The 19,753-nt window shown below is 73.8% G+C and carries 23 protein-coding genes; 11 read left to right on the top strand and 12 right to left on the bottom strand.

Going from position 1 to position 19,753, the window contains the following annotated elements:
- The first annotated feature begins 15 nt into the window (after nucleotides 1-15).
- The 3 genes from AB0M03_RS24470 (at nucleotide 16) to AB0M03_RS24480 (ending at nucleotide 1,950) form a co-directional block, all read left to right on the top strand.
- On the top strand, nucleotides 16-708 hold the full coding sequence (locus AB0M03_RS24470; RefSeq protein ID WP_363494265.1) for a response regulator transcription factor: 693 nt from the start codon (nucleotides 16-18) through the stop codon (nucleotides 706-708).
- A 103-nt stretch (nucleotides 709-811) separates the two neighbouring features.
- The gene (locus AB0M03_RS24475) at nucleotides 812-958 is read left to right on the top strand and encodes a hypothetical protein (protein ID WP_363494267.1); all 147 of its coding nucleotides are present in this window, start codon (nucleotides 812-814) and stop codon (nucleotides 956-958) included.
- Nucleotides 955-1,950, top strand: coding sequence for a hypothetical protein (locus AB0M03_RS24480; RefSeq protein ID WP_363494269.1), 996 nt, complete (start codon nucleotides 955-957; stop codon nucleotides 1,948-1,950). Before AB0M03_RS24475 ends, AB0M03_RS24480 begins: the two co-directional genes overlap by 4 nt.
- A 2-nt stretch (nucleotides 1,951-1,952) precedes the next feature.
- On the opposite strand, the gene AB0M03_RS24485 is transcribed toward AB0M03_RS24480, so the two are convergent.
- Complete coding sequence (locus AB0M03_RS24485) at nucleotides 1,953-3,671, bottom strand: GAF domain-containing protein (RefSeq protein WP_363494270.1); 1,719 nt, start codon at nucleotides 3,669-3,671, stop codon at nucleotides 1,953-1,955.
- Between the two features lie 201 nt (nucleotides 3,672-3,872).
- Between AB0M03_RS24485 and AB0M03_RS24490 the strand changes: the two genes are divergently transcribed.
- From AB0M03_RS24490 to AB0M03_RS24505, 4 genes are all read left to right on the top strand, one after another.
- On the top strand, nucleotides 3,873-4,916 hold the full coding sequence (locus AB0M03_RS24490) for an alcohol dehydrogenase catalytic domain-containing protein (RefSeq protein ID WP_363494272.1): 1,044 nt from the start codon (nucleotides 3,873-3,875) through the stop codon (nucleotides 4,914-4,916).
- A 12-nt stretch (nucleotides 4,917-4,928) separates the two neighbouring features.
- Nucleotides 4,929-5,654: a pyridoxamine 5'-phosphate oxidase family protein gene (locus AB0M03_RS24495; RefSeq protein WP_363494274.1), complete on the top strand. Its 726-nt coding sequence runs from the start codon at nucleotides 4,929-4,931 to the stop codon at nucleotides 5,652-5,654.
- Entirely contained in the window at nucleotides 5,651-6,277 is a 627-nt protein-coding gene (locus AB0M03_RS24500; protein WP_363494276.1) for a CBS domain-containing protein, read from the top strand. Before AB0M03_RS24495 ends, AB0M03_RS24500 begins: the two co-directional genes overlap by 4 nt.
- Nucleotides 6,278-6,417: 140 nt before the next feature.
- Nucleotides 6,418-7,113 (top strand): CBS domain-containing protein, encoded by a 696-nt coding sequence (locus tag AB0M03_RS24505; protein ID WP_363494278.1) that lies wholly within the window; start codon nucleotides 6,418-6,420, stop codon nucleotides 7,111-7,113.
- 57 nt (nucleotides 7,114-7,170) lie between these two features.
- Here the strand turns inward: AB0M03_RS24505 and AB0M03_RS24510 are convergent, their stop codons facing one another.
- The 7 genes from AB0M03_RS24510 to AB0M03_RS24540 form a co-directional block, all read right to left on the bottom strand.
- Nucleotides 7,171-7,797 (bottom strand): pyridoxamine 5'-phosphate oxidase family protein, encoded by a 627-nt coding sequence (locus tag AB0M03_RS24510; RefSeq protein WP_363494280.1) that lies wholly within the window; start codon nucleotides 7,795-7,797, stop codon nucleotides 7,171-7,173.
- Nucleotides 7,798-7,907: 110 nt separating this feature from the next.
- Nucleotides 7,908-8,351, bottom strand: a complete 444-nt coding sequence (locus AB0M03_RS24515; RefSeq protein WP_363494282.1) for a universal stress protein — start codon at nucleotides 8,349-8,351, stop codon at nucleotides 7,908-7,910.
- Nucleotides 8,352-8,525: 174 nt separating this feature from the next.
- A complete protein-coding gene (locus tag AB0M03_RS24520; RefSeq protein WP_363494284.1) occupies nucleotides 8,526-9,092 on the bottom strand; it encodes a rhodanese-like domain-containing protein in 567 nt (188 codons plus the stop codon).
- 73 nt (nucleotides 9,093-9,165) lie between these two features.
- Nucleotides 9,166-9,936, bottom strand: coding sequence for a sulfite exporter TauE/SafE family protein (locus AB0M03_RS24525; RefSeq protein WP_363494286.1), 771 nt, complete (start codon nucleotides 9,934-9,936; stop codon nucleotides 9,166-9,168).
- Nucleotides 9,933-10,298, bottom strand: a complete 366-nt coding sequence (locus AB0M03_RS24530) for a rhodanese-like domain-containing protein (RefSeq protein WP_363494288.1) — start codon at nucleotides 10,296-10,298, stop codon at nucleotides 9,933-9,935. Before AB0M03_RS24530 ends, AB0M03_RS24525 begins: the two co-directional genes overlap by 4 nt.
- Nucleotides 10,299-10,554: 256 nt before the next feature.
- A complete protein-coding gene (locus AB0M03_RS24535) occupies nucleotides 10,555-11,088 on the bottom strand; it encodes a flavodoxin domain-containing protein (protein WP_363494290.1) in 534 nt (177 codons plus the stop codon).
- A gap of 281 nt (nucleotides 11,089-11,369) precedes the next feature.
- Nucleotides 11,370-12,230, bottom strand: a complete 861-nt coding sequence (locus AB0M03_RS24540) for a universal stress protein (protein WP_363494292.1) — start codon at nucleotides 12,228-12,230, stop codon at nucleotides 11,370-11,372.
- 230 nt (nucleotides 12,231-12,460) lie between these two features.
- Here AB0M03_RS24540 and AB0M03_RS24545 point away from each other — a divergent pair, with 230 nt between their 5' ends.
- On the top strand, nucleotides 12,461-13,219 hold the full coding sequence (locus AB0M03_RS24545) for an ABC transporter permease (RefSeq protein ID WP_363494294.1): 759 nt from the start codon (nucleotides 12,461-12,463) through the stop codon (nucleotides 13,217-13,219).
- 28 nt (nucleotides 13,220-13,247) lie between these two features.
- Here AB0M03_RS24545 and AB0M03_RS24550 read toward each other — a convergent pair whose 3' ends face one another.
- Together AB0M03_RS24550 and AB0M03_RS24555 are read right to left on the bottom strand one after the other, a co-directional pair.
- Nucleotides 13,248-13,883 (bottom strand): hypothetical protein, encoded by a 636-nt coding sequence (locus tag AB0M03_RS24550; RefSeq protein WP_363494296.1) that lies wholly within the window; start codon nucleotides 13,881-13,883, stop codon nucleotides 13,248-13,250.
- On the bottom strand, nucleotides 13,880-14,128 hold the full coding sequence (locus tag AB0M03_RS24555; protein WP_363494298.1) for a hypothetical protein: 249 nt from the start codon (nucleotides 14,126-14,128) through the stop codon (nucleotides 13,880-13,882). Before AB0M03_RS24555 ends, AB0M03_RS24550 begins: the two co-directional genes overlap by 4 nt.
- Nucleotides 14,129-14,313: 185 nt before the next feature.
- On the opposite strand from AB0M03_RS24555, the gene AB0M03_RS24560 reads away from it, so the two are divergent.
- Both AB0M03_RS24560 and AB0M03_RS24565 read left to right on the top strand, forming a co-directional pair.
- Nucleotides 14,314-15,084 (top strand): hypothetical protein, encoded by a 771-nt coding sequence (locus tag AB0M03_RS24560; RefSeq protein WP_363494300.1) that lies wholly within the window; start codon nucleotides 14,314-14,316, stop codon nucleotides 15,082-15,084.
- Nucleotides 15,085-15,269: 185 nt separating this feature from the next.
- Entirely contained in the window at nucleotides 15,270-15,932 is a 663-nt protein-coding gene (locus tag AB0M03_RS24565) for a DUF4389 domain-containing protein (RefSeq protein WP_363494302.1), read from the top strand.
- Between the two features lie 26 nt (nucleotides 15,933-15,958).
- On the opposite strand, the gene AB0M03_RS24570 is transcribed toward AB0M03_RS24565, so the two are convergent.
- A complete protein-coding gene (locus AB0M03_RS24570) occupies nucleotides 15,959-16,105 on the bottom strand; it encodes a hypothetical protein (RefSeq protein ID WP_363494304.1) in 147 nt (48 codons plus the stop codon).
- Between the two features lie 411 nt (nucleotides 16,106-16,516).
- Between AB0M03_RS24570 and AB0M03_RS24575 the strand changes: the two genes are divergently transcribed.
- On the top strand, nucleotides 16,517-19,048 hold the full coding sequence (locus AB0M03_RS24575; RefSeq protein ID WP_363494306.1) for a cation-translocating P-type ATPase: 2,532 nt from the start codon (nucleotides 16,517-16,519) through the stop codon (nucleotides 19,046-19,048).
- Between the two features lie 234 nt (nucleotides 19,049-19,282).
- On the opposite strand, the gene AB0M03_RS24580 is transcribed toward AB0M03_RS24575, so the two are convergent.
- On the bottom strand, nucleotides 19,283-19,753 hold a 471-nt coding region (locus AB0M03_RS24580), incomplete at its 5' end, for a response regulator transcription factor (RefSeq protein WP_363494308.1).

A 19,753-nucleotide genomic window follows, 5' to 3' on the forward strand; every position in this document is an offset into this window, starting at 1 on the left:
CGCAGGGAGGCCGTTATGGAACCGACCCGGGACGGCGACACCGAACAGCCCGTACGGGTGTTCCTGCTGGACGACCACGAGATCGTGCGGCACGGGGTGAAGGACCTGCTGGACGCCGAACCCGACATCGAGGTCGTCGGCGAGGCGGGCACCTGCGCCCAGGCACTGGCACGGGTGCCGGCCCTCGAACCACGGGTGGCCGTGCTCGACGTGCGGCTCCCGGACGGCGACGGAGTCACCGTCTGCCGCGAGCTCCGCGACCGGATGCCCGACCTGGTCTGCCTGATGCTGACGTCCTTCGACGACGACGACGCGCTGTTGGACGCGATCATGGCCGGGGCGGCCGGCTACGTTCTCAAGCAGGTCAAGAGCGCGGACCTGGTCAGTGCCGTCCGCACCGTGGCGGCGGGCGGGTCGATGCTCGACCCGGCCACCACGCGCAAGCTGATGGAGAACCTGCGCCACCACGACGAGACCGACACCGAGGCACTGCTCGACCAGCTGACACCGCGCGAGCGCGAGATCCTGGCCCTGGTGGGCGAGGGCAGGACCAACCGGGAGATCGGCAAGGAGCTCTACCTCGCCGAGAAGACCGTCAAGAACCACGTGTCGCGACTGCTCGCCAAACTCGGAGTCGAGCGACGCCTCCAGGCCGCCGTCCTGGCCGCACAGGTCGACACGGAGCACCGGTCGTCGCACCCCCACTGAGCCGCACGACCCGGCGGATCGGGCCGCTCGGCCCATGTGCTCCCGTCGCCGCGGGCGGACCGTGGAAGTGAGGGCATCCGCCCCCGCTGACCGGGAGCCCACGATGACGCACCGGACCGACCACGGAACGAACGGGCGGGGCATCGCCATGACGAGCCCCGCCACCCCGCTCGTCCCCGGGCTGCTGACCGCCGGCGTCGTCCCGCCGGCCGGCCTCCCGCTGACCACACCGTCGGAGGAGCCGTCATGACCGCCATCACCCTCGACGCCACCGCGCTGGAGACACTGGTCGCCGCGGCGGTCGCCGCACCGTCCATCCACAACAGCCAGCCGTGGCACTTCAGGCTGCGCCCCGAAACCTCCACGCTCGAGGTGCGCGCCGTCGGAGAGCGGCAGTTGCCCCAGACCGACCCGCGGGGCCAGGCCCTGCACATCTCGGTCGGAGCCGCCGTCTTCAACGTCCGCGCCGCGGCCCGCCACCTGGGCTGGGCCCCCGAGATCCGGCTGCTGCCCGATCCGGCCGAACCCGACCTGCTGGCAGCCGTCGAGCTCGACCGGCCGGCCCTCGTCACCCTCCCCAGCACCGCCGAACTGTACGACGCGATCTGGCACCGGCACACCATCCGCACCCCGTTCTCCGGGCCGCCCGTGCCGGCTGCCGTCCTCGCCGAACTCGTCGCAGCCGCACGGGCGGAGGAGACGATGCTCGAGATCCCCGACCCCGAGGAGACCCAGCGGCTCCTCCACCTGACCGCCGAGGCGGAACGGACCAACACCACCGACATCCGGCGCCGCAGCGAGAGCCGCACCTGGATCCAGGAACCCGGCGGCCCGCCACTGGGCATCCCCCGCAGCGCCCTCGGACCGCAGGACGCCGCAGGCCGACTGCCGGTGCGGGACTTCTCCGCCATCGACCCGGCCGACCACCTGCCGCCCGCCGTCTTCGAGGCCCACCCGTGCATCGCCGTCCTGTCCACCCACCAGGACCGCCCGGTCGACTGGCTACGCGCAGGGCTGGCCCTGCAGCACGTGCTCCTGGTCGCCACCCTCCACCAGGTCCGCGCCTCGATGCTGCACCAGGCCCTCGAGTGGCCCCACTCGCGCTGGGCGACCCGGGACCCGTCCCACGGACCCGACTGCGTGCAGATGATCCTCAGGCTTGGCTACGGCCCCGAAGGCGCCCCGACACCGCGGCTCCCCGTCACCGAGAGCATCGACGAGGACGACGACGAGCGCCCGTGAACTCAGGCGGCCGGCAGCGGCACCCGCCAGACCAGCTCCGTCCCGCCCTCGGGCCGGGTGCGGGCATCGAACCCGCCACCCAGCCCGGCCGCCCGCTCGGCCAGATTGGCGAGGCCGCTGCGCCTGCCGCCCTCCGGCAGTCCCACACCGTTGTCCCTGACCGTGAGCACCAGGTCGGCGCCAGCGGTCAGCGTCACCTCCACGAAGGTGGCACCGGCGTGCCGGGCCGCGTTGGACAGCGCCTCCTGCAGCACGGCCAGCACCTCGTCCGCTGTTCCGGCTGGGACCGTGACATCGATCAGACCGGCCATCCGCAGTGCCGGGGCAAACCCAAGGACCGCGGTTGCCCGCTCCACGACCTCCACGACCCGCGCCCGCAGCCCCTTGCCGGCCGGTCCGGACCGCCTGGTCCGCAGGCCGAAGATCGTCGACCGGATGGTCTTGGCGGTCTCGTCCAAGTCGTCGATGGCCCGCAGCACGCGGTCGGCGGCCTCCGGATGCTCGATGAACCGGGTCGCTCCCTGCAAGGTCATCCCGGTGGCGAAGAGCCGCTGGAGGGCCAGGTCGTGCAGGTCCCGGGCGATCCGGTCGCGCTCCTGGAGCAGAGCGACCTGCTCCGAGTCGCGGCGCCGCTCCGCGAGTTCCATCGCCACCGCCGCCTGGGCCGCGAAGCCCCGCAGCGGCGCCGACTCGTCGGCGTCGAAGAACGGCGCGCCCTCGGCCCGCGCGAGCATCAGCACGCCGCGGATGCCGCCTTCCGTCGTGCCGATCGGCACGGCGATCGCCGGTCCGAGACCCTCCCACCGCGGTGGTCCGGCCGTGATCCGCGGGTCTTTGTGGACGTCCCTGCTGACCACGAGATCGGCCGACTGCACGGCGGCGCCCATGAAGGAGCCCTTGATCGGCAGCACCAGGCCTTGGTGGTCGCCGCTGCGCAGGCCCACCGCGATCCTGACCTCCAGTTCGTCCGTCTCCGGGAGGCAGAACGCCACCACCGCGAGGTCCGCGCCGGCGATCTCGGCCGCGCGGCTGACCAACAGGTCCAGCACCGCCTGCTCCGCCTCGCCCGACAGCAGGCCGCCAGTGACCTCGGCGCCCGCGGTGAGCCACCGCTCCCGCAACCGGGCCTGCGTGTACAGGCGGGCATTGTCGATCGCCACTCCCGCGGCCACGGCCAGCGTGGCGAGCACCGCCTCGTCATCGACGTCGAAGCCGCCGCCGCCGCGCTTCTCCGCCAGGTACAGATTGCCGAAGACCTTGCTGCGCACCCGGATCGGCACTCCGAGGAAACTGTGCATCGGTGGATGGTGCTCGGGGAAGCCGACCGACGACGGATGGTCCGCGATCTCGTCGATGCGCAGCGGTACCGGGTGGCGGATCAGTTCGCCCAGCAGGCCGTGCCCGGACGGCAGCGGGCCGATCCGCTCCCGCTGCTCATCGCTGATCCCCACCGGAATGAACTGGGACAGCGTGCGGTCCTCGCCGATCACGCCCAGTGCGCCGTACTCGGCGTCGACCAGGGTCACGGCGGCCTCGACGATGTGCCGCAGGGCCTGAGCGAGGTCCAGGTCCCGGCCGACGTCCAGCACGGCCTCCAGGAGGCTGTGCACCCGGTCGCGGGCGATCCGGGCGGCGTCCAGCCGGGTCTGGAGTTCGTCGAGCAGACCGTCCAGGTGAAGCTGCGGCAGCGGGGAAGCGCCTTCGTCCCGGTCCTTGCCCACGTTGTTCTCCGTTCTCCGTCCTCATCGGAGCGCCGTCTCCAGGCTAGCCACGGCACCGCCCATGCGCGCCGCGGTGGTGGGGCCGCTCGACCCGCCCCGCGGGCCGTCCGGCCCATGGTGCGGTGGCCGTGGCGGCACGACGCTGAAAGGGAAGCCCGGCAGCGTGCGACGGCGCCGGGGCGTCCGAGGGAGTGACCGGACATGAAGGCTCTGACGTACCACGGGCCGGGCCGCCGTCTGTGGGGCGAGGTTTCCGACCCCGTCCTCACCGATCCCGAGGACGCGGTCGTGCGCGTGGATGCGGTGACCATCTGCGGCACCGACCTGCACATCCTCAAGGGCGACGTCCCCGAGGTCGCCGAGGGCCGGATCCTCGGCCACGAAGCCGTCGGGACGGTCGTCGAGACCGGGACGGGCGTGCGCACCGTTGCGGCCGGCGACCGCGTCCTGGTCTCCTGCATTTCCGCCTGCGGCCGCTGCGCCTCCTGTCGGCAGGCCGCCTACGGCCAGTGCACCGGCGGAGGCGGCTGGATCCTCGGCCACTTGGTCGACGGCACTCAGGCCGAGTACGTCCGCACTCCGTTCGCCGACAACTCGCTGCACGAGCTGCCCGCGGGGGTCACTGACGAGGCGGCGCTGATGCTCGCCGACATCCTGCCCACGTCGTTCGAGGTCGGGGTGCGCAACGGCCGGGTCGGCCCCGGTGACACCGTGGTGATCGTCGGCGCCGGCCCGATCGGGCTCGCGACGATCGCCACCGCCCGCCTCTACAGCCCCGCCCGGATCATCGCGGTGGACCTCGCCGAGAGCCGGCGGAAGGCCGCCGAACGGGCGGGTGCCGACAGCGCCATGAGCCCCGAGGAGGTGGCTCGGGCCGCCGAGGACGGCTTCGGCAGGGACGGACGCGGAGCCGACGTGGCGATCGAGGCGGTCGGCCTTCCCGACACCTTCGAGCTGTGCACCCGTCTGGTGCGGCCCGGCGGACGGGTGGCGAACATCGGCGTCCACGGCAAGAGCGCCACGCTCCACCTCGAAGACCTGTGGATCAGGAACGTCACCATCACCACCGGTCTGGTGGACACCAGCAGCACCCCGCTGCTGCTCGACATGCTGGCGGCCGACCGCCTGGCCCCGGGCGGGCTCGTCACCCACCGGTTCGGTCTCGACGAGATGCAGGACGGCTACGACGTCTTCGCCGACCCGGCCCGCACGGGGGCGCTCAAGGTCGCCTTCTTCCGCACCTGAGGACCGCAGATCATGGACATGAACATGATGGCGCCCATCCCTTGGGCCGGCATGACCGACGAACCGGAGAACATCACCCGACGGGTCGTCGCGCGGTGCCGCCGACTCGGCCTCACCCAAAACGAGGCGGCCGCCCGCGCCGGCATGTCGCCGCGCTACCTCGGCTACCTCCTGGACTTCGGGCCGGGCTTCGACCCGGGTGCCATGTTCCGCCTCGCGCACGTCCTCGGCGTGAGCCGTGAGGAGCTTGTCGAAGGGCGCCCCGACGCGTCCCCCGGGCGCCCGCAGGCGGCCCGGCGCGCCCGACTGCTCAGGCTCACCGAGGAGGAGTGCTGGGAGCGGCTGGGCACCCACGGCGTTGGCCGGATCGCCCTGCTGGGCCACCACCACCCGATCGTCCTGCCGGTCAACTACACCGTTGACGACCACGCGATCGCCTACCGCACGTCCGACTTCGGAGTCGCGGCAACGGCGGCCGGGTCCGACGTCGGCTTTGAAGTGGACCGGATCAACGACGCCACAAGCTCCGGGTGGAGCGTCCTGATCGGCGGAGGCGCGGACCGCGTCGGTGATCCCGCCGAGGCCCGGCGGCTCGACCGGCTGGCAGCCACCGCGCCTTGGGCCGGCGGTGCCCGGCACTTGTGGATACGCATCGCCCCGGAGACCGTGACCGGCCGCCTCATCCAGCCGGCCGGGGGCGAAGAGCAAACCACCCGTAAGGACGGAGGCCGGCTGTGAGACACCGGCAGGTGGCCGACGTGATGACCCGGGAGGTGGTCCGCGTCCCGCCCAGCACCGGCTTCCGCGAGATCGCCGCCACCCTGGCGGTGCACCGCATCAGCGCCGTGCCGGTGGTCGACGGATCGGACCGCCCGATCGGCATCGTGTCCGAGGCGGACCTGATGCACACCCAGGCCGTACAGGATGATCCCGACGAGATGCGCACCGTTTCCCGCCCAGAAGGCGACCGGGCCACAGCGGCCGGCCTGATGTCCGCCCCACCCGTGTGCATCACCGCCGACGCGAGCGTGGTCGCCGCTGCCCGGCACATGGAGCGGAACAAAGTAAAGCGCCTGCCCGTCGTGGACGCCGATGGCCGGCTGGTCGGCATGGTCAGCAGAGCCGACCTCGTCAAGGTCTTCCTCCGGGACGACAGGGCCATCTCGCAGGAGATCACCGACGAGGTGCTCGGCCAGATCGAGGGCATCGACCCCGCCGCCGTGGGCGTCGACGTCGACCAGGGGCGGGTCACACTCAGCGGCACGATCGACCCGCCCCACCTCGCCCCGATCGTCCGCAGGCTGTGCCGTTCGATCGACGGCGTCGTCTCGGTCACCGACAGGACGGAGACGCGCAGTTGAGGCCGCGACGGTCGGGCCGCGCGGCCCGGTCGCCGGTCCGGGGCGGATCGGCCCGGCAGTCAGGACCGATCGGCCCTGCACCGGCCGGAGCGGTCGGCGGACAGTGGGAGTGCATGCCCGACAAGGGAGGAGCAAGGACCATGCAGCACCGCAGCGTTCACGACGTCATGACCCAGGAAGTGGTGACGGCGAAGCCGGACACGCCGTTCAAGGAGGTCGTGGCCCTGTTCCACCGCAACGACATCACGGCCGTCCCGGTCCTCGACGACCAGGACCGGCCGATCGGCATGGTCTCCGAGGCGGACCTGCTCCGCAAGGAGGCGGTGCTGCCCGACCCCGAAGGCCGCACACCGGGGCGCTGGCTGCCCCCGAAGGACCGGGCCCGCGCCGAGGCGGAGACGGCCGGAGGGCTGATGACCACGCCGGCGGTCACCGCCAGGCCCAGCTGGTCGGTGCCGGAAGCCGCCCGGCAGATGGACAAGCACAAGGTGAAGCGCCTGCCCGTGGTGGACGAGGCCGGCCGGCTCGTCGGCATCGTCAGCCGCCGCGACCTGCTGCAGGTCTTCCTGCGGCACGACGCGGCGATCCGCGAGGAGATCGTGCACGACGTCTTCGGGCAGGTCCTCTGGACCGCCCCGGAGGACGTCCAGGTGACCGTGCAGGACGGTGTCGTCACCGTCGCCGGCCGCCTCCCGCGCCGCAGCCTGATCCCGATCGCCGAGCAGCTGTGCCGGGCCGTCGACGGAGTCGTGGCGGTCCATCAGACACTCGACTGGGCCGAGGACGACACCGACGTCCACCTCGAGCGCCCGCACGCCTACCGGGCCGGCGGCTGACCGGCCGTGCCTATGCCCGGTGCCGCTCCTCGTCCAGGGGCGGCACCGGTTCCGGCCTCAACGGCCGGCGGGTCCGTCGGTACGGATGTTCCGGCCCGTGACCGACGACGTGCGGATCCGGATCCAGACGTCGCGCCCCTCGCCGACCCAGGGGTCGGGACGGCCGCGGTGCTTCAGGTGCCCGACGACCTCGGGCTCCTCCAGCCGGACGGCGGTGCCCTTCACCAGCACGCTCCAACCCGAGCTCAGCGCCTCGTCGATGCGGTCCACCTCGAACGCGAGGCGCGCACCGGCCTGCGGACACACGCTGCTCCCCTCCGAGGTGCGGTAGACCACCGTTCCGTCCAGCACCCCGAAGTTCACGGGCAACGCGACGGGACCGTCCCCGGTGCACAGCACCGCCCGGCCGACTCCGCCGGAGGCGAGCCTCGCCCAGCACTCCGCCGGCGCGAGCTCCTCGACGACCGGACGCGCGGCGGCTGCCGTGCGACCCGGCGGCACTTCCGTCCCGGCGCCGAGCAGTTCGTCGACGGACGTGCCCAGGGCGCCCGCCAGCCGGGTGAGTGGTGCCGAGTCGGGCACTGCGGCGGACGACTCCAGGTACTCCAGGTACTCCACCGCCATGCCGGCCCGCTCCGCCACCTCCTCGCGGCTGAGCCCCAGCCGCTGCCTGTACAGCGACACCCGTCGTGCGATGTCGCCCCGGTGTTCCGCCGGGAAATCCGCCGGCCCGGTGCCGGTCGGCTGCCTGGACATCATTCGTCTCCTCTCCCGGAAGACAGGGCCGGGCGCGGTCAGCGGCCGCGCACGATGAGGACGGGGCACGGCGCGTGCTGCGCGCAGTGCTGTCCCACCGAGCCGAGCAGGGCCCCGGCGAATCCACCGATGCCACGGCTCCCCACCACCAGCAGGGCCACGTCCTCCTCGCCGGCCGCCGACAGCAGCACCTGTGCGGGAGTGCCCCGGGTGACATGCGTGCTGATCCCGACCGCAGGCTCGGCGCCGGCGACCTTCTCGACGCTCTCCGCCAGCACTCTTGCCGCGATGTCGTCCATCGCCTTCTCCCCGGAGGCCGGGACGTCCGAGCCCCACCCCGTGAACGGTGGCTCCCAGGCGATGATCGCCCGTACCGTGTCGCCGGTCAGCGCGGCCTGGCGGACCGCCCAGTGCAAGGCCCGCCGCGACTGCTCCGAGCCGTCCACTCCGACGACGATCGCCTGTCCTGTCCGATCGGTCATCGTTCCGTCGCCTCCTCCGTATCCGGCCGGGTGAGGCGCGTGACCCACCGAGCGGGTCGCCGCGCCTGCGCCCGTACCACCAGCGTCGGCCGGGTCGCCGGACCGCCGCTGGGGCCGTTCGACCCTGATCGACCGGGCGGACGGGCACGGGCTGCGTGCGTACGCGCGGCGGGGTCAGCCGCGGAGGCCGGCCAGGGTCGCATCGAGCGAGGTGCCGGCCGTACGGGGGCGGTTGTGGGGGAGCCTGCCGAGCAGGTTGCCCATGGCACAGGTGTTGGTGACGGCGGAGAAGGCGAGCCCGGCGCCGACGGCCGCCGAGATCCAGCGGGTGCGGGGCAGGACGAGGTCGGCCAGGACGCCGGCGACGACGAGGCTTCCGGCGACGAGGCGGACCTGCCGGTCCATGGCCCACACGGCGCGTGCCCCGGGAACCTTGTCGAGCAGGTGGCCGTCGCCGGCCCAGGCCGAGGTGCCGCCGATCAGTGTGAGGGCGGTGATCCCGGCGACGGCGAGCCGCTCGCAGGCCGTCCGGGAGCGGTTGCCGGAGGCGCACACGACGGCGATCCCGCCCTCCTCGGCCACGGCGCGCAGGGTGGGCAGGGCTTCGTCCAGGCGGTCGAGCGGAATGTTGTGGGCGCCGGGGATGTGGCCGGCAGCGTACTCGCCGGGGGAGCGGACGTCGATGACGGTGAACTCCGCGAGGCGGGGGTGCAGCTGGTCGACGGTCACGGGAGTGGTCATGGTGCGGGGGAGTCCTTCCGGGACATCGGGGTGGCCACCCGGGCGGGGGCACCGGGTGGAGCACGGGGGCCGGTCAGCGCAGTGCGTCGACGAGCATGAGGGCGGCGACGGCCAGCAGCGCGACGGCGAAGGCGTTCTGCAGCGTGCGGCCGCCGAAGCGGTCGGCCAGGCGCTTGCCGTCCCAGGCGCCGAGCACGGCGGCCGCGGTGAACGGGGCGACGACCGCCCAGTCGAGGCCGCCGGTCGCCCCCAGACGGGGGACGAGCGCGGCCATGGAGTTCGCGGAGATGACCAGCAGGCTGGTGCCGACGGCCTCCGCCATGGTGAACGCGAGGACGGACACCAGCGCCGGGACGGCGAGGAAGCCGCCGCCCACGCCGAGCAGGCCGGTGACGGCACCCAGTCCGGCGCCTGCGGTCGTGGACCGGACCGCCGTCGGCCGTGCCGCCCGGGCCTCCCGGCCGGTGGCGGACGCAGCGGTGCTCCGGCCGGCGGCCAGCATGCGCCAGGCGGCGAGGGCCGCCAGGGACGCGAAGCCGACGGTGAGCAGGACGGCGGGCAGTCGGGCGGACAGGGCGCCGGCTGCGGCGGCGACCGGCAGGCCGGCGGCGGCGAACAGCAGACCGGTGCGCCAGCGGACGCGGCCGGCCCGGGCGTGCGCGAGCAGGCCGGTCAGCGAGGTGACGGCGACGATCAGCAGGGCGGCGGTGCCGGCGTGGGCCGGGGTGAAGCCGAGCAGGTAGATCAGGGCGGGGACGGCGAGCATGCTGCCCCCTCCGCCCAGGCCGCCGAGCGCCAGACCGACGACGGCACCGGCGGTCAGGGCGAGGACGAGCGCGGTCATACGACCCGCCCGGCCCGGCCGCCGGGAGTGGTGACCGGCAGTCCGGCCTCGGCCCGGGCCCGCATGCCGCCGGTGACGTTCACGGCGGCCACGCCGCGTTCGGCGAGGACGGTGACGGCCTGCTGCGAGCGGTTGCCCGAACGGCAGATCGCCAGCACCGTCCGCCCCGCCGCGGCGAGCGGCAGGGCCCCGTCCGTGGCCAGCCGCCCGAGTGGGAACGGCACAGCGCCGGGTGCGTGGCCTGCGGCGAACTCGTCCGCCTCGCGGACGTCCAGCAGGACCGCCCCGTTCTCCCGGGCATCGCGGTATGCCTCGATCGGGGTGGCTTCCCGGGGTGCGCCCGGGTGGCGGGACGCGAACATGACTGGCCTCCGATGGATGGCCTTGCTCGCGATGATACCCCTAGGGGTATGGATAGAGGGCACGCCCGGGGTGCCTGCCTGCGGCGCAGGTCCGCCGGCGACGGCGAGCACGTCCTCGGCGGGGCCGCCGGGCGTGGTCGTCGCCGTCAGTCGGCGGGTGTGATCAGGCCGTAGTTGCCGTCATAGCGGTGGTAGAGGATGTTGCCGCGCCCGGTCTCCCGCTTCCGGTGAACAGGTCGGACGGTACGGCGGGTGGTCACAGGAGTGTGGAGCCCCAGGCCTTCGCACGGGCGAGTTCGCCGCTGCGCAGGGGCCCGTCGGCCTCCTCGACGAAGAAGCCCTCGGGCTCGGCCCTGAGGTCGTAGTGGTGGTGCACGAGCCGCTCGGCGATGCCGGCGGCTGCGCCGCCCGCCTGCCTGCCGTCCATGCGGGTGTCGAAGGCGGCCGCAGGAGTGCCGGGCACGGCGTCCGGCAGTTCGTGGAACCATCGGCGCAGGCCGGGGCCGGCCGCGGTGGTGGCCGCCTCGTGCACCTCCTCGATGCGGCCCTCCTTCTTGGCCTCCACGGCGACGGCGACCCGGCGGCTCAGAGCATTCGACATCCCGTGAACGTGGGTGGGACCGCCGACCACCAGGAGGTCGGCCGACCGAGTACGCCCGAGGGCGGCGCCGGCCACGGGCAGGCACACCACGGAGGCGTCCGGACGGGCTTCACGGACACCCTCGGCGATCGCCTCGGCGACCTCGCGGGTATTGCCGTACATGCTTTCGTAGACGATCAGGGCTTGCACGGAGCACCACCCTCCTCTGCTTCGGCCTCGCACTGCTCGGGCGGCGCCGGGACGGCGGCGCCGGTTCACCTCGGCCACCCTGCTCCGGCCGGTTCGGTCGTTCTCCATTCTTCGCCCGCCACCCCGGCCCTGGCTGGTGCCGATCGGCCCCATCACACCGGCGGGAGGGCCCGAGGACGGCCGGGGCGGGTGAAGGCCGCCGGGCAGTGCTCCTGCACCGCCGCCGGGCGCAGGACGGTGGCACAGGCCGGTGCATCCTCCGGATCGGCCGGCAGCGGGGCTCAGTCGGTGTCGGGGGCGGGCACGGTGATGACCGGGCAGTGGGCGCGGTGCAGCAGGCCGTGGGAGACGGAGCCGAGCCGCATGCCGGTGAACCCGCCGCGGCCGCGCCGTCCGACGACGAGCGCCGACGCGCTCTCGGAGGCCTCGGCCAGTTCCTCCACCGGATGGCCGCGGACGACCTGCCGGGTCACCGCGATGTCCGGGAAGTCCTCCGCCTGCTCGGCCACCGCTTCGTGAAGCAGGCGGCGGCATTTCTGGAGCACGACGACTTCGTCCGTGGACTCCAGCAGGGACGGCTGCCAGACCCAGAGCACCCGCAGGTCTGCACCGCGGGCCGCGGCGGCGGTGAAGGCGTACCCCAGAGCGGCGCGGGAGGCCGAGCTGCCGTCGACACCGGCGACGAGGTACGGCGGCTGCCCGGTGCTGCTCCCGGGCCCCAGCACCACGACCACCGGGCAGGCCGCCTGGGCGCTGACCGGGACGGCCACCGAGTTCGTGCTGAAGAACTCCTCCAGACGATTCAGCCGCCGCGAACCGAGGACGACCAGGCACGCGTCGTGCGACTCGTGGCACAGCACCTGGGCAGGGGGACCTTCGGCAAGGACGCTTGCGAGGTCGAGGTCGGGGTGTCCGTCCGAGACGAAGGCGGCGGCCTCCTCGAGCACCCGGCGCCCGGCCTTCCGGGACCCAGCGCCTCCGGCGCGGTGCGACCGGTGGTGGTTCGCCGGCGTTGCGTGCACCAGCCGCAGCTGCACCCCGCGACGCTCGGCTTCGTCGGCCGCCCAGACCAGGGCCGGCTGCGCGCTGTCCCTGTGGTCCACACCGACGACGACCGGGCGGGACTGTCGAGAGCCGGTCATTGCTCCTCCAACCCGGGTCGTTCCTCCCCCTATGGGAACCGTAGAGGCCGAGGCGCCGCCGTCGGCAGGGCCGAGCGGTCCTTGTCGGGTGGGCCGGGTGCTCCGAGGAGATCGGGCAGCACGTCGTTCGGGGCACGCCTGATCAGGAGCCGACCGCCGGGGCGGAGGAGACTTGATTGCGGGTCCGGCCGAGGTCCGGCCGGGTGTCCGTCGGAGCAAGGGGCCGGCCCATGGGACAGGCAGCGATCAGAGTCCTCGGCCTGAGCAAGCGTTTCGGGTCGCTGACCGCGCTGGAGGACGTGTACTTCGACGTGCCGCCCGGTTCGGTCTTCGTCCTGATGTTCCGCTACGTCTTCGGCGGCGTGGTGTCACCGGCGCTGGGGCCCGTCCGGTACGTCGACTTCCTGATCCCCGGGATCTTCGTGCAGACGGCCGTCTTCGGATCGATGAACACGGCGATCGGCCTGGCCACCGACATGCAGACCGGCCTGATGGAGCGGTTCCGGTCGCTGCCCATGGCGCGCTCCGCCGTCCTGGTCGGCCGCACCACGGCCGATCTGGTGCGCAACGTGTTCGTCGTGGCGCTGATGACCGCCGTCGGCTTCGCCATCGGCTTCCGCATCCACGCCGGCGTCCCGGCCTTCCTGGGCGGGATCCTCCTGGTCCTGGCGTTCGGCTTCGCCATGTCGTGGGTCTTCGCCGTGGTGGGCCTCGCCGTCGGCGATCCGGAGACGGCCCAGGCCGCCGCCTTCCCGGTCCTCGCCCCGCTGGTCTTCGCCTCGTCGGCCTTCGTCCCGGTCGGGACGATGCCGGGCTGGCTCCAGACCTTCGCCGCCCACCAACCGGTCTCCCGGACCGCCGAGGCCGTTCGGATCCTGGTGCTCGGCGGTCCGGCGACCGGTGCGGTCTGGCAGGCGCTCGCCTGGGCCGCCGCCATCGTGGCCGTCTTCGCTCCGCTGGGCGTGTGGTTCTACCGCCGCGCCGTGTAGGAGGACCGGGCCGGGGCCGACGGCTGCGTCAGTCGGACCCGGGGTGTTCCTGCATTCCGAGGAAGGTGCCGTGCCAGGTGTGGTACCAGACCTGGCCGGTGGCGGCGTTGACGGAGAGCATGCCCGTGATCCGGCCGCTGCCGTCGAGGGTGTGGATGGTGTAGTAACCGGGGAAGGCGTCCGCCTCGCCGGCGTGCTCGCCCGCGCGGTGGCCGGCCAGCCACCGGTCGGCGATGCCGACGGCCTGCTCCGGGCCGACCGTGGCGACGCGGGCGGGGGCGGGCATCATGCCGTAGACCGTGTTCCACATCATGGCCGGACCGAACTCGAGCCGGACGGTGCCGCCGGGGTCGACGAGCACCTCGGTGGCGCGTCGGCCTGCCGGGTCGAGGAGTTCGGCGTAGTAGCCGTTGCTGAACCGCATGACCTCGCCCACGTGCAGGTTCCGCGGGGCGGCGAAGCGTTCGACGGCCCGGTCGGCATCCGCGAACGAGCGCACCGGTGCGCCGGCCGGGACGGCTCCCGTCATCGGGCCGGGGCCGGACCTCGAGGGGGAGCCGCCGGTGCTGCCGGCGACCCACACGAGGGATGCGACGATCGCGGCCAGGGCGGCGACGAGCACCACGAGGGGCAGCCACCGCCCGCGGAGCGGGCCGGTCTTCATGGCTTCGGCGACCTCTCGGCGAGGTGCCCGAGCGCCTCGGTGTAGGCCTCGGTGCCGATCTCGCCGGAGGCGTAGCGGCGGTCGAGGATTTCGCGCGGTGTCTCGCTCTGCCGAGTGCCGTCGCCGGGCCGCTCGGACGGACGATGGGTGAGCCGGACGGTGGCCCAGACGGCCGCGCCGATCAGGGCGATCCAGAGCAGCGGCATGAACATCATCCAGGCCCAACCGCCGTCGTTCCAGTACATCACCGAGCCCACCTCCCGGAGAGTCTCCGTGCTCCGTCTCTTCAAGCCTTCCCGGAGACGGCGGCGGTGGCGTGGGCCGTCCGACCCTCGGGCCCGGTCCGAACGGCACCGGCCCGCCCGGGGCGGGACCGCCTGCGGCAGTTGACGGGAAGCCGTCCGGCCTTCGGCAGGCGACCATGGGGGATGTGGAAGAGACCGCAGGGCCCGGCCCGGGCTCCCCGCCCCCGGCGCTGCTCGACGCGATGGCGAATCTGGCGCGGTTCCACCGCGAGCACGAGCAGTTCTATGCGTCCGCGCCCCGCGAGCAGGCCGTCCGGCTGCAACGCGACGCAAGGACACTGCTCGCCCTGGCCGACCGCTGGTCGGCGGCCCGGCCGGAGCCCGCCTCGCCGCTCAACCCGTTCGAGGGTGCCGACGACCTCACCGCGCCGGTGGCGCTCCAGCTGAACGGGGTCCTGTTCATGGAGGGCCAGGGCGAGCCGGTCGAACTCGCCCACCTCAAGCGGGATCTCGTGCGCACCGCGGACGACCTCCGAGCGGGCGCCGGCTGGCTCGCCACCGTGATGCAGGCCTCCTGGGACAGCGCAGCGGCGCTGCTCGACTTCGCAGACCTCGCGGACCTCCTCGGTGAGCGGCACCGCATCATCCTCAACGACTGGCAAGCGGCCCACCTCTCCGACCTGGCCGGACGGCTGCTGCAGCGGGCCGCCGACATCCTCGAGCGGGTCGATCTCCGTCCCGTGGCCCTCAGGGCGGACCTGGCCGAGGAGCCGGTCGCCCCGCGGCGGTTCTACTCGGCCGCGGAGCTGATCGCCCGCGCCGCCGACCTCCTCAGCGAGTCGGCCGCACTCGTCCACGACAACGAACGCCGTTGGCGGGTCTTCCGCGCCCGGGTCGCCCGTCTCACCGACCTGCCGGCGGCGCACCGGTCCCGGGGCACGACGGATCAGGAGTGAGCCGTCGGTCGGTGCCCGACCGGCCCCGCGCACCTCCCCGAGGGGCGGTCGACCCCGGTGCCCGGGCCGGGCGGCCCTGCCGCCGGCCTTCGCGGCCGTTCGACCATGGGGCTGTCCAGAGCGTGTCGGAGGCCCGGCCGTACCGGCCCTCCGGCATCGCGCCAACCGGCCAGGAGGTGATCGCCGTGACCGGCGTTCGGACGACTCCCGTACGGCTCGAAGCCAGATTGGACCTACCGGTCTCGCGCTGGCTCTGGCTGGTCAAGTGGCTGCTGGCGATACCCCACTGGATCGTCCTCTGCTTCCTCTGGGCGGCCTTCGCCCTGCTGACGGTGGTCGTGTTCTTCGCGGTCCTCTTCACGGGTGCCTATCCACGGTGGATCTTCGACTTCAACCTCGGGGTACTGCGCTGGACGTGGCGGGTCTCGTACTACTCCTACGGCGGCCTCGGCACCGACCGCTATCCGCCGTTCAGCCTCGCGGAGGAGCCCGACTACCCCGCCACACTCGCCGTCGCCCGCCCGGAACGGCTGTCCCGGGGGCTGGTGCTGGTGAAGTGGTGGCTGCTGGCGATCCCGCACTACGCCGTCCTCGGCTTCTTCCTCGGCGGCGTGGGAGACAGGGGCGGCGGTGGCCTGATCGGCCTGCTCGCCCTGTTCGCCGGTGTGTCGCTGGCCTTCACCGCCCGCTATCCGGCGGGCATCTTCGACCTGATCGTCGGGCTGAACCGCTGGGTCTTCCGCGTCGTCGCGTACGCGGCCCTGATGACCGACGCGTACCCGCCCTTCCGCCTGGACCAGGGTGCCACCGACCCGGTCGGCGCGCCGATGCAGGCACCGGGCGGGTGACCCGGCCCGGGAACCACCGACCGTGATCACGCTCCGCGGCCCGGCTGCCGGCGGTGCGCCCCCCGCCCGGAGCCGGCCGCCAGGTGGACGAGGGCCACCAGGGCCGCCAGGCCGTCGGTGCCGATCACCCGGCTCTCCGCCGACGTGTCCGGGGTGCCGCCGCCTGCCGTCATGCCGCGCACCTCCTCGCCCGCTGCCGGGCCCGTCCGTTGCACGGAACGGCTGCCGATGACGGCAGTCGCGTTCCCGACACCGCCCGATACGCCCGGCCGGGTGCACCCCGGGTCCGTGGCCGACCGCGAGCGGCGTCGTCCGGTCCTCCGTCCCGCGCGGGCCGGCCGCAGCCGGGCCGCGCCCCTGGACCGACCGATCGAGCACCTTCGACGACGGTCCCGGCCCGGAGGGACGGACGGCCTCGGGGCCGGGGCCGGGAGGCCCTGCCGTACGCGGTACACACGGCCGAGCATGGGAGGGACCGCAGGCTTCGGAGTTGCCGCCGCCCCTCCGGGGTCGGCAGGAAGCAGACGTCCGTCGCGCCGCTTCGACCAGGGCGGCAGTGAACCGTCCCGCCCGGAGAAGGAACCGTGACCGCGACCAGGACCCGCGCCGCCGGGCTCACCCACGAGCAGGCCGAACGCCTGCTGACCGAGCACGGCCCGAACGAAGTCACGCCTCCGCCCGGCCCGTCGCTGTGGTCGCGAGTGGCCGCGCAGCTGCGCGACCCGCTGATTCTCGTCCTGCTGGCCGCGACCGTTCTCACGCTGGCGACGGGCGACCATGCCGACGCGATCGTGATCGGGCTGGTCGTGGTCGTCAACACGGCCGTCGGGGTGACACAGGAGATCCGGGCGGACAACGCGGTTGCGGCGCTGTCGGCGCTCTGCGCGCCCGTCGCACGGGTGCTGCGGGACGGTGCCGAGCGTGAAGTCCCGGCGGCCGGGGTCGTTCCCGGCGACGTCGTGCTGCTGGAGGAGGGCGACATCGTTCCGGCCGATGCCCGGCTCGTGGAGGCGTCGGCGCTGCTGCTGGACGAGTCGATGCTGACGGGCGAGTCCGTGCCGGTGGAGAAGGACGCGGCCGACGCCGCCGTCCTCAGCGCCGGCACGGTCGTGCTCCGCGGCCGCGCCGTCGCCGCCGTCACCGCGACCGGTGCGGACAGCGCCCTCGGCAGGATCGCCGCCTCGCTGCACCCGGGAGCCCGACGCACCCCGCTGCAGCGCCGGCTGGCCGGCCTCGGCCGGGTTCTTGCGGCCGTCACGGTCGCGCTGTGCGCCGTGGTGTTCCTCCTCGGACTGCTGCGCGGCCTCGGATTCGAGGCGATGGCGGTCACCGCCATCAGCCTGGCGGTCGCCGCCGTGCCGGAGTCGCTGCCGGCCGTGGTCACGCTCGCCCTTGCACTCGGCGCGCGGCGGATGGCGGCCCGGCACGCGGTCGTCCGCAGGCTCCCCGCGGTCGAGACCCTCGGCTCGGTGACGGTGCTGGCGACCGACAAGACCGGCACCCTCACCGAGGGCCGCATGGTGGTCGAAAAACTGTGGGGTCCCGGCTGGGCGGCGACCGTCACCGGATCGGGCTACCGGCCGACCGGAGAGGTGCGCACCGACGGCCCTGCCGGGCCGATCGCCGTGCGCGCTCTGCTGCGCGCGGCGGCGCTGTGCAACAACGCCTCGCTCCAGCCCCCTTCGTCCGAAGTCGGGTCGTGGACGGCGCTCGGTGATCCGACCGAGGCGGCACTGCTGGCCGCGGCTTCCAAGGCGGGGCACGATCCGGCCCGGCTCGCCGCCGACAGCCCGCGGATCGACGAGCAGCCGTTCGACAGCGTCCGCAAGCGGATGAGCACGGTCCACCGGATCGCCGCGGGGCGGCTGGAGGTGTGTCTCAAGGGTGCGCCCGAAGCCGTTCTCGACCCGGACGTGTTGGTCGACGCCCCGGAGATCGTCGAGCGGGCCCGGGAGGCGGCTGCGCGCTTCGCAGCGGAGGGCTACCGGGTGCTCGCCGTGGCATCGGACGTCCGCGATGCCGCGGACGGCACGGCGGAGACCGGGCTGCGGCTGCTCGGGCTCGCCGCCCTCAGCGACCCGCCGAAGCCCGCCGCGGCCCGCACGATCGAGGCCTGCCGGCGTGCCGGGATCGTCCCGGTGCTGATCACCGGCGACCACCCGGCCACCGCCCGGGCCGTCGCTGGCCGGGTCGGCCTGCTGGAATCCGGCACGACGGACGACGCTCTCGTGGTCACCGGCCGCGAGCTCGCCGCGGGGACGGTCGGCGACCTCACCCGGGTCCGGGTCTTCGCACGCACCGATCCGCAGCAGAAGCTCGACATCGTCCAGGCCTGGCGTGCGCACGGCGCGGTCACGGCCATGACCGGGGACGGCGTCAACGACGGGCCGGCCCTGCAACAGGCGGACATCGGTGTCGCCATGGGCCGACGCGGCACCGAGGTCGCCCGGCAGGCCGCCGACCTGGTGCTCGCGGACGACGAACTCGGCACGGTCGTCGCCGCGGTGCAGGAGGGCCGCCGGGTGTACGACAACATCCGCCGCTTCCTGCTCTACGCCCTGTCGGGCGGCGCCGCCGAGATCCTCGTCATGCTGCTGGGCCCGTGGTTCGGCCTGGCGCTCCCGCTGCGCGCGGGCCAGATCCTGTGGATCAACCTGCTCACCCACGGCCTGACCGGCGTCGCGGTCGGCGCCGAACCGGCCTCCGAGCGGGCCATGCGCCGGCCACCGAGGCCGCCCGACGAGCACGTGCTCGGGGCCGGGCTGTGGCAGGGAGTCCTGCGCACCGGCGTTCTGGTGACGGCGGTCAGCCTGGGAGCCGGACTGTGGGCGGAGGCGGGCGGTGGCCGGTGGCAGAGCGTCCTCTTCCTCACGCTGCTGGCGGCGCAACTCGGCGTGGTCCTCGGCCTGCGGGAGCGGCTGGTCACCCGGGCCAACCCGTTCCTCCCGCTGGCCGTCCTGGCCTCCGCGGCGCTCGGCGTCGGTGCGCTGTACCTCCCGCTCCTCCAGGAGGTTCTGGGGACGGGGCCGCTCTCGTGGCGCGAGCTCGGCGCAGCCGCGGCGGGAGGGATCGTCACCTTCACCGCCACCCGGCTGGATCGGACCGCTCGGCGCTGACGCGGGTACGGGCGGCCTTCGGCATCGATGCGGGCACTGGTCGGCGGCCGGCCGCGGTCCGCATGCACGAGTGGTGGAGCTGTCGAGCCCGCCGGACGGCGGGGCCGAGCCGGACTGGCCGGCTCCCCCGGGCGGCGGCCGGCCGCGCCGTGCCGCGGGGGCGGCGGGCTCAGCGGACGAGAACGCGGACGGAGACCCTGCGGGCGGGTCGGACGGGCCCGCAGGGACCGTGCCTCAGTGGGAGAGCCGTCCGGCGGTCTGGTCCTCGGCGGACAGGGCCTGGGTGGCGATGACGGCGGCCTGGACGCGGCGTTCGACGCCGAGCTTGGCCAGCAGCCGCGAGATGTGGTTCTTGACGGTCTTCTCGGCCAGGTAGAGCCGCCCCCCGATCTCGCGGTTGGTCAGGCCCTCGCCGATCAGTGCGAGGATCTCCTGCTCCCCGTCGGTGAGTTGGGGGAGACCGGACGGCTGCGGGGCGGCGGTGTCGCCGCGCAGCCGGGCCATCAGGCGGGTGGCGGCACCCGGGTCGAGCATCGACTGTCCGGAGGCGACCGTGCGCACCGCGGAGACCAGGTCGGTGCCGCTGATCTGCTTCAGCACGTACCCGGCCGCGCCGGCCATGATCGAGTCGAGCAGCGCGTCCTCGTCGTCGAACGAGGTGAGGATGAGGCAGGCCAGCTCCGGCATCCGCGAGCGCAGCTCGCG

Origin of the sequence: Kitasatospora sp. NPDC051914 (assembly GCF_040680995.1) — a bacterium.
GTDB lineage: Bacteria > Actinomycetota > Actinomycetes > Streptomycetales > Streptomycetaceae > Kitasatospora.

Excerpts from the sequence above, each read along its gene's own strand:
- AB0M03_RS24505 (WP_363494278.1), top strand. The coding sequence starts at position 6,418 with ATGCAGCACCGCAGCGTTCACGACGTCATGACCCAGGAAGTGGTGACG.
- AB0M03_RS24480 (WP_363494269.1), top strand. The coding sequence starts at position 955 with ATGACCGCCATCACCCTCGACGCCACCGCGCTGGAGACACTGGTCGCC.
- AB0M03_RS24540 (WP_363494292.1), bottom strand. The coding sequence starts at position 12,230 with ATGACCGGCTCTCGACAGTCCCGCCCGGTCGTCGTCGGTGTGGACCAC.
- AB0M03_RS24570 (WP_363494304.1), bottom strand. The coding sequence starts at position 16,105 with ATGACGGCAGGCGGCGGCACCCCGGACACGTCGGCGGAGAGCCGGGTG.
- AB0M03_RS24475 (WP_363494267.1), top strand. The coding sequence starts at position 812 with ATGACGCACCGGACCGACCACGGAACGAACGGGCGGGGCATCGCCATG.
- AB0M03_RS24555 (WP_363494298.1), bottom strand. The coding sequence starts at position 14,128 with ATGTACTGGAACGACGGCGGTTGGGCCTGGATGATGTTCATGCCGCTG.
- AB0M03_RS24530 (WP_363494288.1), bottom strand. The coding sequence starts at position 10,298 with ATGTTCGCGTCCCGCCACCCGGGCGCACCCCGGGAAGCCACCCCGATC.
- AB0M03_RS24470 (WP_363494265.1), top strand. The coding sequence starts at position 16 with ATGGAACCGACCCGGGACGGCGACACCGAACAGCCCGTACGGGTGTTC.
- AB0M03_RS24545 (WP_363494294.1), top strand. The coding sequence starts at position 12,461 with ATGGGACAGGCAGCGATCAGAGTCCTCGGCCTGAGCAAGCGTTTCGGG.
- AB0M03_RS24515 (WP_363494282.1), bottom strand. The coding sequence starts at position 8,351 with ATGACCGATCGGACAGGACAGGCGATCGTCGTCGGAGTGGACGGCTCG.
- AB0M03_RS24520 (WP_363494284.1), bottom strand. The coding sequence starts at position 9,092 with ATGACCACTCCCGTGACCGTCGACCAGCTGCACCCCCGCCTCGCGGAG.
- AB0M03_RS24495 (WP_363494274.1), top strand. The coding sequence starts at position 4,929 with ATGGACATGAACATGATGGCGCCCATCCCTTGGGCCGGCATGACCGAC.
- AB0M03_RS24525 (WP_363494286.1), bottom strand. The coding sequence starts at position 9,936 with ATGACCGCGCTCGTCCTCGCCCTGACCGCCGGTGCCGTCGTCGGTCTG.
- AB0M03_RS24550 (WP_363494296.1), bottom strand. The coding sequence starts at position 13,883 with ATGAAGACCGGCCCGCTCCGCGGGCGGTGGCTGCCCCTCGTGGTGCTC.
- AB0M03_RS24490 (WP_363494272.1), top strand. The coding sequence starts at position 3,873 with ATGAAGGCTCTGACGTACCACGGGCCGGGCCGCCGTCTGTGGGGCGAG.